This is a genomic window from Shinella sp. M27 (assembly GCF_049199905.1).
Lineage (GTDB): Bacteria > Pseudomonadota > Alphaproteobacteria > Rhizobiales > Rhizobiaceae > Shinella.
In genome coordinates this window covers 47,744-58,407 of the sequence record NZ_JBLZPK010000013.1, presented here as the reverse complement: position 1 = coordinate 58,407, position 10,664 = coordinate 47,744, and the positions used below count along the sequence as shown (strand labels likewise).

Below are 10,664 nucleotides of genomic sequence, written 5' to 3'. Positions count from 1 at the left end.
GCTGCTCATTGGTCTCGTTCGGGACCTGACGCGAGGTGTCGTTCGACGTGATGGACGCCGTGGTGCCCATATCAAGGTTGTTGACCGCGGGGTTCATCACTTCCTGGCCGGCATTCGGGCCGGACTGGATGATGTCGGTGCGGCCGACATAGGGATTTTCGGCGAGTGCCGCGCCTGCAGAAAACGAAAGGGCGGCCAGAGCAAGAACAATCTTCTTCATGGGAATTCTCCTATCAGTTTCTCTGTCACGGGGCTGTAAACGGGAGGCCTGCGCGAAAAGTTTCATCTTTCTTCCGCGGTAACGGCCTCGTGTCCGCGATGTGAAAAGCTGGCATCGCCTTGAAGGCCCCGCGTTTCAGCGGTTCGCGGAGATTGTTGCAAAGGCCGCTTTTTTTTCCGGCCGCGTGAATTAGCTTAACGCCGTGCCCGATTCTCACGTGAACCACGCCGCCCAAGGCCTCTCCCTGCTGCCGCTCCCCTTCACCCGCTGGTTCGCGGACAAGGGCTGGCAGCCGCGCGCGCACCAGATGGAGCTGCTTGCCCGCGCCGATGCGGGCGAAAGCCTGCTGCTGATCGCCCCCACCGGCGCCGGCAAGACGCTCGCCGGCTTCCTGCCGGCGCTGACCGATCTTACCCATCGCGGAAAGATCCTGCCGGGCTCCGCCTTCACCGGCATCCACACGCTCTACATTTCGCCGCTCAAGGCGCTCGCTGTCGATATCGAGCGCAACCTGATGAAGCCGGTCTCGGAGATGGGCCTGCCGATCACGGTCGAAACGCGCACCGGCGACACGCCGCAATCCAAACGCCAGCGCCAGCGGCTGAACCCGCCGGACATCCTTCTGACCACGCCCGAACAGGTCGCGCTGCTCATCGCCAATGGCGAGGCGCCGCGTTTCTTCAAGGACCTGAAATACGTCATCTTCGACGAGCTGCACTCGCTCGTCACCTCCAAGCGCGGCCATCTGCTGTCGCTCGGCCTCGCGCGCCTGCGCCACCTGGCGCCCGGCCTCAAAACCATCGGCCTCTCTGCCACCGTCGCCGAGCCGATGGACCTGCGCCGCTGGCTGGTCGCGCAAACGCCCAACGCGGAACTCCATGCCGGCCTCGTCACCGCACCCGGCGGGGCCAAGCCCGTCATCACTATCCTCAAGAGCGAGGCGCGCGTGCCCTGGTCGGGCCATCAGGCGAAATATGCCATGCCCGAGGTCTATGAGGCGATCAAACAGCACAAGACCTCGCTGCTCTTCGTCAACACCCGCAGCCAGGCGGAAATCCTGTTCCAGGAACTCTGGAACATCAACGAGGACACGCTGCCGATCGCGCTGCATCATGGTTCGCTCGATGTCGGCCAGCGTCGCAAGGTGGAGCAGGCCATGGCGGAAAACCGGCTGCGCGCCGTCGTCGCCACCTCGACGCTCGATCTCGGCATCGACTGGGGCGATGTCGATCTCGTCATCCATGTCGGCGCGCCGAAGGGTGCCTCGCGCCTTGCCCAGCGCATCGGCCGCGCCAATCACCGCATGGACGAGCCGAGCCGCGCCATCCTCGTGCCGGCCAACCGCTTCGAGGTGATGGAGTGCCAGGCGGCGCTCGATGCCAACTATCTCGGCGCGCAGGACACGCCCCCCGTCGGCGACGGCGCGCTCGATGTGCTGGCCCAGCATGTGCTCGGTATGGCCTGCGCCGCCCCCTTCGACGAGGATGCGCTGTTTGCGGAAATCACCTCCGCCTCGCCCTATGCCGATCTCCCGCGTGAAAAGTTCGGCCGCATCGTGCAGTTCGTCGCGACCGGCGGTTATGCGCTGAAGACCTATGAGCGCTATGCCCGCATCCGCAAGACGGCGGACGGCCTGTGGCGCGTCTCCAATCCTGGTGTCGCCCAGCAATATCGCCTCAATCTCGGCACCATCGTCGAAATGCCGATGCTGAACGTGCGCATGGTCAAGCGCGGAGCCAAGGGTGCGGTCGGTCGCGGCGGGGCGTCGCTCGGCAAGGTCGAGGAATACTTTCTCGAAATGCTGGCGCCCGGCGATACCTTCCTGTTCTCCGGCAAGGTGCTGCGTTTCGAGGGTATCCGCGAGAACGAATGCCTCGTCAGCCAGGCCTTCTCGCTCGACCCGAAGGTGCCGGCATACGCCGGCGGCAAATTCCCGCTCTCCACCTATCTCGCCGATCAAGTGCGCGCGATGCTGGACGACCCGCAGCGCTGGGGTGCCCTGCCCGATCAGGTGCGCGACTGGCTCGCCTTGCAGCGTGATATCTCATCGCTGCCGAAGCGCGACGAGCTGCTGATCGAAACCTTTCCCCGCGGCAGCCGCCACTACATGGTCGCCTATCCCTTCGAAGGTCGCCTCGCCCACCAGACGCTCGGCATGCTGCTGACCCGCCGGCTGGAGCGTGCCGGCCGCCGGCCGCTCGGTTTCGTCGCGACCGACTATTCGCTCGCCATCTGGGCGCTGGACGATCTCGGCACGTCCTTCGCCATCGAGCGCCCGTCGCTTTCGGATCTCTTCGACGAGGACATGCTGGGTGACGATCTCGAAGCCTGGCTCGATGAAAGCTTCATGCTAAAACGCACCTTCCGCAATTGCGCCGTGATTGCCGGTTTGATCGAGCAGCGCCATCCGGGCAAGGAAAAGACCGGGCGGCAGGTCACGGTCTCCGCCGACCTGATCTACGATGTGCTGCGCAGCCACGAGCCGGACCACATCCTGCTCGAAGCCACCCGCAACGATGCGGCGGCGGGGCTTTTGGATATTCAGCGCTTGGGCGATATGCTGATGCGAATCAAAGGCCACATCACCCATCGGCGGCTCGACCGTATCTCGCCGCTCGCCGTGCCGATCATGCTGGAAATCGGCAAGGAGACGGTGGCGGGCGAAGCGCAGGATTCGCTTCTGGCCGAAGCCGCCGAAGACCTCATCGCCGAGGCCATGGGCGACGACAATATTTAGGACGTGACGAACGCGCATGCAGAGACTGGCGCTGGCATCGATGGATATACAGGATTTCGGCGCGGTTTCCGCCCGCACCGTCGTTGCGGGCGTGGAAGCCGTCTGCGATCCGCTCGGCGCGCTCTACCTGCCGGAAACCCGCCTGCTCGTCGTCTCCGACCTGCATCTCGAAAAGAGCGCCGCTTTCGCGCGCCGCGGCATGATGCTGCCGCCCTATGACACGCTCGCCACGCTGAAGGTGCTGGAAGCCGTCATTACCAGGCACGACCCGGCCATCGTCGTCAGCCTCGGCGACAATTTCCACGACCGTGTCGGCTCCGCCCATCTGCCGGACATCTTCCGCAGCAAGATCGCGGATCTTGCGCGCGGCCGCGAGTGGATCTGGATCAACGGCAACCACGATCCCGACGGCACCGTGGACCTGCCCGGCCAATCCGCCGATGAACTGCACTATGCCGGCCTCGCCTTCCGCCACGAGCCGTCGCTGATTTCGCCCGTCGGCGAGATCGCCGGCCACCTGCACCCCGCCGCCACCGTCATCCGTCGCGAGAAGGCGGTCCGCCGCCCCTGTTTCGCGACCGACGGCAAACGCCTGCTGATGCCCGCCTTCGGCCTGATGACCGGTGGCCTGGACCTGCGCCACAGGGCGATGACCGGCCTGTTCGACCGGCAAGCCCTCGTCGCCCACATGCTCGGCCGCGACCGCATCTACTCGGTGCGCTTTTCCAACCTGCGTGGCTGACATTGCTGGACACAGAAACCGCTTGTATCATGCAAGCAGTTTTGGAGATCCCGATGAAAGACACGAACCGGTCCGGCTGCCCGATCAACCTGACGCTGGAAATTCTCGGTGATCGCTGGAGCCTGATCGTGCTGCGCGACATGATGTTCGGCAACCGCCGCCACTTTCGCGAGCTGCTGACCCAATCGGAAGAGCGCATCGCCTCCAATATCCTGGCGGATCGGCTGAAGCGCCTCGTCGCGGAAGGGCTGATCACCAGGGAGGACGATCCGAGCCACAAGCAGAAGGCGATCTACAGCCTGACCGAGATGGGCATCGCGCTGGTGCCGGTCTTTGCCATGATGGGCGCCTGGGGGCGGCGTTTCCTGCCCGTCACGGAGGAGCTGTCGATCCGCGCCGAACTGCTGGAGGATGGCGGACCGGAGATGTGGGCGGCCTTCATGGAAGAGCTGCGCGCCATCCACAGAGGCGCGCCTGCGCCCGCCCGTTCCGTCTTCGGCGAATTGCAGGCCGCCTATGAGGCGACCGTCGCGCGCCGGGCCGGATGATCAATCCTTGCGGAAGACCACGCTGGCGAGCCAGCCGGTCAGCAGCGCCAGCGTCACCGAGAAGGCGCCGTAGGCCAGCGAATTGTTGTAGGCGGCGTTCGAAATCATTTGCTCGATGCCGGTCTTCATCACGCGCAGCGGCAGCGCCTTTTCCGCGATGAACACGCCATCGCGGAAGAGATGGGCGCGCACCACATGGGTGCCGTTCGGCACGCTGGCCGGCAGCTTGACGGTCGCCTTGAACAGGCTGGCGCTGATGAACTGCACGCCGCCGGGATCGCGCTGGTAGAAGCCGCCGCTTTCCTTCAGCCGGCGGAACGCGTCGCGGAACTCCGTGACGTTGCTGCCATCGCCGACATAGCCGATCGGCGACAGGCGGATGTGCTGGATGCCGACGCCCACGCCGTTCAGCATCGCCGTCGGGGCGATCGTCTCGACATCGCGGGTGCTCGACAGCGAATAGGATTCCGGCACGAGTTCGAAGGTCATCGAGCGGCGGTTGACCCAGATGCCGAAGATGCGCTCCTTGACGCGTACCGTGTTGTTGTCCTTCGGGCCTTCCAGCGCCACGACGATATCGTATTTGCCCTGGGCGAGCAGCGACGAGTCGTACCCCTCGATGGCGCCGAAGATCGTCAGGTCCGCACCGCGGAAATCCGAGGAAATGGCGATCTCATCCGTGGAAATGCCGATCTCCAGCTTTTCCGGGAAATTGACGGGCTTGTCCTCCAGCACCTGCGCGCCGGCCGGCAAAGCAAGGCCGAGCAGCAGGAGAAGGGCGGCGACCGCTCTCATCGATAGACCCCCTCGCTGACGACGGAGTAGATATCGGCGGGCGTCTGCACGAGATCGACGGCAAGGCGGGCGCCGACGGCGAGCACCAGCAGTGCCAGCAGCGCGCGCAGTTGTTCGCCGCGCAGCTTCTGGCCGACGCGCACGCCATATTGCGCGCCGATGACGCCCGCGACCATCAGGATGAAGGCGAGCACGATGTCGACGGCATGGTTCGCCGTCGCCTGCACGATCGTCGTATAGGCGGTGACGAAGATGATCTGGAACAGCGAGGTGCCGACGACCACATTGGTCGGGATGCGCAGGAGATAGATCATGGCGGGAACCATGATGAAGCCGCCGCCGACACCCATGACCGAGGTCAGGATGCCGATGCAGAAACCGAGGCCGACGACCGGAATGACGCTGAGATAGATCTTCGATTTCTTGAAGCGCATCTTGAGCGGCAGGCGGTGCACCCAACTGTGCTGACCGGGCCGGCGCAGCGAGACGGGCTGGTTCTTGGCCGAGCGGCGCAGCGCCCGGATGCTTTCGAGCAGCATCAGCGTGCCGACGGTGCCGAGCAGGGCTACATAGAGCAGCGAAATGACGAGATCGAGCTGGCCGACGCTGCGCAGCAGCGCGAAGATCCAGATGCCGACGGTGGCGCCCGCGAGACCGCCGACCAGCAACACCGTGCCGAGCTTCACATCGAGCGTGCCGCGCCGGAAATGCGACAGCGAGCCGGAAACCGAGGAGGCGACGACCTGGTTGGCGCCGGTGGCGACCGCGACGACCGGGGGGATGTTGTAGAAGATGAGCAGCGGCGTGATGAGGAAGCCGCCGCCGACGCCGAACATGCCGGAAAGGAAACCGACGGCCGCGCCCATGCCGAGAATGATGAAGATGTTCACCGACAGCTCTGCAATAGGCAGGTACACAGTCACAACGATACCCCGATCGGCAATGTTTCCGCTCTCGCGGAGGCCACGTCTCTGTCAGCCGCTGTCCCCGTCCTGCCCCTGCCGCGGCTCCTATCGGCAGGCCGTGAATGCAGACAAGCGCCCCGCCGCGGGAAGGGAACCCCTTCCATCGGCCGGTCGCGCCTCGCATCACGCAAGGATCGGTCCTCAGGCGAGCCCATGCGGCGCGCCCGTCACCCTCATCGATGAGGACGTTTCACGAACGCCTTATCATCTTGGAGAGACATGAATTTTCTACTGCATAATTCCGCAAATCGGGGCCGATTTAAGGATGAAATCGTGCAGCGCACACAAAATGCCACAACGCCTGTTGCACATCGTGATCGACGTGCGGCGTTGTGGTGAGCGTCATGCCCGCGGGGTCTGGACAAGTCAACCGGAGAAGCCCTTGCTCAGGCCCCTCCGGCAGAGTGCCGATCAGCTCGGCTGTTTGTTGCGCTTCAGAAGTTCGTTCACCAGCGCGTCGTCGATCTCGCCCGTCTCGGCCTGGCCGACGGATTTCTGGAAGGACTTGATGGCGGCGACCGTCTTCTTGCCCATCTCTCCATCAGGCGTGCCGGCGTTGAAGCCGTTGTTGTTGAGGATGGCCTGGATGTTGCGGATGGCCTTCTTCATGTCGACGCTGGCGGTCTTGGTCGGCTTGCCGACCCATTCGTCGGGCAGTTCGGCCGAGTTCGCCTTGTCGTCCAGCGCCTGCGGCTTCCACAGCTCGACCTTCGCCTTGGCGTCGGAAAGCTGCTCGGGACGCATGGCATTCGCCACCTCGTCGCGCTTGGCACCGGCATCGCGGTCGCCGTCGCGGGCGGCGATGGCGAACCACTTGTAGGATTCGACCAGATCCTGCTTCACGCCGTTGCCACGCGCATAGAGGATGGCGAGGTTGAACTGGCTGTCACGCACGCCGAGTTCGGAGGCCTTCTGGAACCATTTCGCCGCTTCGTTGAAGTCCGGCTGCGCCGTGCCGCTGCCCGTGGCGAGCAGGACGGCGAGGTTGTGCATGGCACTGGCATTGCCCTTGTCGGCCGCCGTCTCATAGAGCTTGCGTGCCCGCTCCAGGTCGCGTTCGACGCCCTGGCCCTTTTCGTAAAGGTTGGCGAGGCGGTATTCGGCCGGGGCGAAGCCGCGGGCCGCCGAAAGCTCGTACCAGTGCGCGGCCTGCGCGAGGTCCGTCGCGACACCGCGGCCATCTGTATAGCGCGCGCCGATCTCGAACAGCGCGAGCGGATCGCCCTCGGTCGCGGCCTTGGACAGCGACGGCGGGGTGATGGCCTCGGGAACGACGATGGCTGCCGTCTCGATCGTATCGACCGGCGCCTTGTCAGTGGCAGCAGAGGTGTCCGTTCCGGCAACCGGCTCGGCTTCCGGCGTCGTCACCGGCTCGAAGCCGGCCGTGTCGGCATCGCTGCCGGTCGCAGGGGCGGCCAGCATGTCGGAGCCCGACGTCGGGGTCGCCGTCGTCCCGGCGGCGGCGCTCTTGTCGTCACCGGCCAGAGCATCATCCGCCCGGGCGGGATCGGCCAGCGCCTTCGTATCAGCCTTGTCTTCGGTAACGGATGCAGCAGCCGTATTGGCTGTCACGGCCTCACCGGAACCAGCTGTCGTTTCGGCCGGCTTGGCATCGGAATTGACGGCGGTCTGCTCGACGATGACGGGTGCGTCGTCGCCGCTGATGACGGCGGTGACGAGCGGATAGGACATGATCGCCAGAAGCACGGCGCCGACGGCGAGTAGGATTGGCCGGCGATGGCGTGCCAGCGCGGAGGCGGGCTTGTCGCCGGCCTTTGCCGGTTTCGCACCCTTCTTGCCAGGAACGACGCTGGAGATCGCGTCGGTCTCTTCGGCGGCGACCTTGGCGGCGCGGCGGGCGGCGGCGATATTCTGGGCCGCCTTGTCGCCTTCGCCCAGAACCGTCGAGCGGTTGCCCGATGCCTGGCCGGCGCGCACGCGCTCCAGAATGCGGCGAACGTCGGGCACGCCCGAACCGGGCTCCAGCAGCTGGTTGGCCTCTTCCGGCGCCAGTTCGTCGACCGGGTCGAGTGCCGGCGCCGGATCGATCTGGTGGCGCTCGGTGACGGCGGTCGTTTCCTTGCGGCCGGGCGCGAAGCGGCGCTTCAGGCCGGCCAGCAGGCCGCCCTTCGGCTGGGCTTCGGCGGCGACGAGCGCCACGGCCTGCTCAGCCTCGCCTTCGACGACCGGGCGTTCGGGAACGTCGATATGCTCGACCTCGACTTCGGCGAAGCGGCTTTCCTCGCGCGGTGCTTCGGCCTCGGCCCTGCGGGCCGCATTGCCGAAACCGTCGTCGTCGAACGGATAGTCGTTGCCATAGAGGCTGGCGGCGGGCTCTTCGGCGCGGCCGAAATCCATGGCCGGCATTTCGGCGCGAGGCATTTCCGCGCGCGGCTGGACGGCCTCGCGGCGGCCAAACGTTTCGCGCGGGGCATCGAGCTGTTCGAGACGGCCGGCGATCTGCACCAGCGTGTCGTGCAGCGCATCGAAAGTGCGCGCGGTGCGCTCCTCGCTCGAACGCGTCAGGTCTTCCAGCACGCGCAGGTCGTCGGCAAGGCCGGCGATCGCTTCCATGTCGGTTGAGGCGGCGCTGGCCGGGCCGGCATGGCGATAGGCTTCCATGACGGCTTCCGCCGCCTGGCGGGCAGCCTCGACGATATATTCGTCATTGGTCGCCATATAGTCTTCGATCGTCGCGAGACGGTTCTCGACGTCAGGCGACGTGCCCGCAGACGGCGTGCTGATCAGCGTGGAGAGATGGGCGATCTGTGCCTCGAGACCACGCAGAGCCTCGTGGTCACCGGCAGGCGCAACGCGCGTGGCATCGAGACGGTCGGCGATGGCCGAAAGACGGCCTTCGATCTGCGAGAAGCGGTCGTCCTGGAACGGGCTGCCGACGGGTGTGGTGTCGAGGCCGTCGATGCGGCGGGCGAGTGCATCCAGTCGTTCGGCAAGCTCGCCGTTGACGCTGCCCTGGTCGAGCGCGTCGATCTTGCGCGAGATATCCGAGAGATAATAGGCGAGCTCATCGCTTTCGCGGGCGGGCGAGGCCTGCTGGCTTCTCTCCAGCATCAGCGACAGCTGCTCGATGCGCTCTTCGAGACGCAGCGCCGCGCGCTCGTTCGACATCTCCTCGATGCGGCCGGCCAGGGCCTCGATGCGCAGGCCAAGACCCTGGTCGGGTGCCGGCGCCGGGCGATGGGCCATGATGTCGAGCTGGCCGGCGAGATCGGCGATGCGGCCTTCGAGGCGCTGCATCATGGAAGTATCGACGGAAGCCGACTGCTGCATGCGGCCGGCAGCGGCGATGGCGCGGCTGATCTCGTCGAGGCGCGTGTCGAGGCCTTCGAACTGCGAGGTGACGGCGGAGACGAAATGACGGTCGTCCGGCTGCTGCGCCTGACGGGCCAGCATGTCAATGGCGCGCGCGATCGTCTCGATCTTGCCTTCCAGCGCGTGGATCGCCGGCGTCGCGCTGATCGCACCGATCTGCGCCTTCATCTCGTCGAGCCGGTAGGCCAGCGCCACCAGTTCGTCGTCGCGCGACTGATCGAAAATGGAGAGCTTCTGCTCGACACCGCTCCAGCGGTCTTCCATGCGGCGCACGGAATCCTCACGGGCAAGTCCGTCAAGCACGGACCGCAGCTCGTCGAACTCGACGCGCAGGCCGTCCGTCTGGCCGGACTGGCGGCCGAGCTGGCCGATGCCGGCGGAAAGGCGGGTCAGCTCCTCGCGCACGTCGTCATTGTTGCCGCGGCCCTCGGCCATCTGGCGGATGCCGCGGATTTCCGAGCGCAGCGACTGCATCTCGCGCTCGAGGCCGTCGGCGATGTCTTTCTTGAGGTCCTGGCGCAGCGAGACCAGCGCCTTGGCGATATCCTCGACCGAATTGTCCGCGCGGGCGGGCGCGGCATGCTGAGCAGCATAGGCGGGCTGCCGTTCACTGTGAGCGGCCTGCTGCCCGCCATAGGCGGCAGCCTGATTGCCATAGGCCGCATGGGCCTGCTGGGCGGCGGCGTAATGATCGGCGGAAACGGGGCGGCGCTCCAGACGCTGGGCGACGCGCTCGCGGCCGCCTTCGATGGCGCGCTGGCGCTGCATGATTTCGGAGACCGGATCCTCGCGCAGCGGGATGGCGCGCTGCTGCGGCTCGTAGCGGGCCTGCTCGCTGCGCTGACGCGTGTCGCGGCCGCCGGCCATCAGACCTTCGATGCGGGCTTCCAGCCCCTCGATGGTGCGATTGAGCGCGTCGAGCGAAGAGCGTTCGCCGGGACGTTGCGGGTTTCGCGATCCGTTCATCTTTCGCCTCGCTTTGGCGGCCGCCTCGGCCTGCCGGGAGATACGCTTGAAAGCGCTGCCGCCCGGCTGCGCCCTTCATTCCATTCGGCGGGATCGTCCCTGTCCGTCCCGGCCGAAGCCGGGCACCACAGGGGGAAACGAGATGATTCCCGATCCCACGCCCTCAGACGCCACAATTCATGAAACGTGGTAAACAAGGGGTTAACCGGCCCGGAAATTTTTTAACGATTTGCTCATAGAGTAGCGTTCGGGAGGAAAGGCGACCGGTTGCAGCACGGCAACCCGCCGCGACAGGCGCATTCGCATCGCGCCCCTGACACCATCCATCCCGCGCCGCCTCCTCGTCCGACGAAAAATT

7 protein-coding genes are annotated in these 10,664 nt (G+C 65.8%); 3 read left to right on the top strand and 4 right to left on the bottom strand.

What is annotated here, in order from left to right:
• On the bottom strand, positions 1-220 hold a 220-nt coding region (locus tag ACOZK4_RS05085), incomplete at its 3' end, for a hypothetical protein (protein WP_421590818.1).
• 217 nt (positions 221-437) lie between these two features.
• Here ACOZK4_RS05085 and ACOZK4_RS05080 point away from each other — a divergent pair.
• The 3 genes from ACOZK4_RS05080 to ACOZK4_RS05070 are packed head-to-tail and all read left to right on the top strand — an operon-like array spanning position 438 to position 4,247.
• The gene (locus ACOZK4_RS05080) at positions 438-2,957 is read left to right on the top strand and encodes a ligase-associated DNA damage response DEXH box helicase (RefSeq protein WP_421590816.1); all 2,520 of its coding nucleotides are present in this window, start codon (positions 438-440) and stop codon (positions 2,955-2,957) included.
• A gap of 16 nt (positions 2,958-2,973) precedes the next feature.
• Positions 2,974-3,699, top strand: a complete 726-nt coding sequence (pdeM, locus tag ACOZK4_RS05075) for a ligase-associated DNA damage response endonuclease PdeM (protein WP_421590814.1) — start codon at positions 2,974-2,976, stop codon at positions 3,697-3,699.
• A 53-nt stretch (positions 3,700-3,752) separates the two neighbouring features.
• On the top strand, positions 3,753-4,247 hold the full coding sequence (locus tag ACOZK4_RS05070; protein WP_421590813.1) for a winged helix-turn-helix transcriptional regulator: 495 nt from the start codon (positions 3,753-3,755) through the stop codon (positions 4,245-4,247).
• On the opposite strand, the gene ACOZK4_RS05065 is transcribed toward ACOZK4_RS05070, so the two are convergent.
• From ACOZK4_RS05065 to ACOZK4_RS05055, 3 genes are all read right to left on the bottom strand, one after another.
• Positions 4,248-5,042, bottom strand: a complete 795-nt coding sequence (locus tag ACOZK4_RS05065; protein WP_421590811.1) for a TIGR02186 family protein — start codon at positions 5,040-5,042, stop codon at positions 4,248-4,250.
• A complete protein-coding gene (locus tag ACOZK4_RS05060) occupies positions 5,039-5,965 on the bottom strand; it encodes a sulfite exporter TauE/SafE family protein (RefSeq protein ID WP_313526675.1) in 927 nt (308 codons plus the stop codon). Before ACOZK4_RS05060 ends, ACOZK4_RS05065 begins: the two co-directional genes overlap by 4 nt.
• Positions 5,966-6,418: 453 nt before the next feature.
• A complete protein-coding gene (locus ACOZK4_RS05055) occupies positions 6,419-10,306 on the bottom strand; it encodes a peptidoglycan-binding protein (RefSeq protein WP_421590809.1) in 3,888 nt (1,295 codons plus the stop codon).
• Between the last annotated feature and the right edge of the window lie 358 nt (positions 10,307-10,664).

What these genes read in the sequence shown, in the direction of transcription:
- pdeM (WP_421590814.1), top strand. Translation starts at nt 2,974, where the DNA reads ATGCAGAGACTGGCGCTGGCATCGATGGATATACAGGATTTCGGCGCG.
- ACOZK4_RS05070 (WP_421590813.1), top strand. Translation starts at nt 3,753, where the DNA reads ATGAAAGACACGAACCGGTCCGGCTGCCCGATCAACCTGACGCTGGAA.
- ACOZK4_RS05065 (WP_421590811.1), bottom strand. Translation starts at nt 5,042, where the DNA reads ATGAGAGCGGTCGCCGCCCTTCTCCTGCTGCTCGGCCTTGCTTTGCCG.
- ACOZK4_RS05055 (WP_421590809.1), bottom strand. Translation starts at nt 10,306, where the DNA reads ATGAACGGATCGCGAAACCCGCAACGTCCCGGCGAACGCTCTTCGCTC.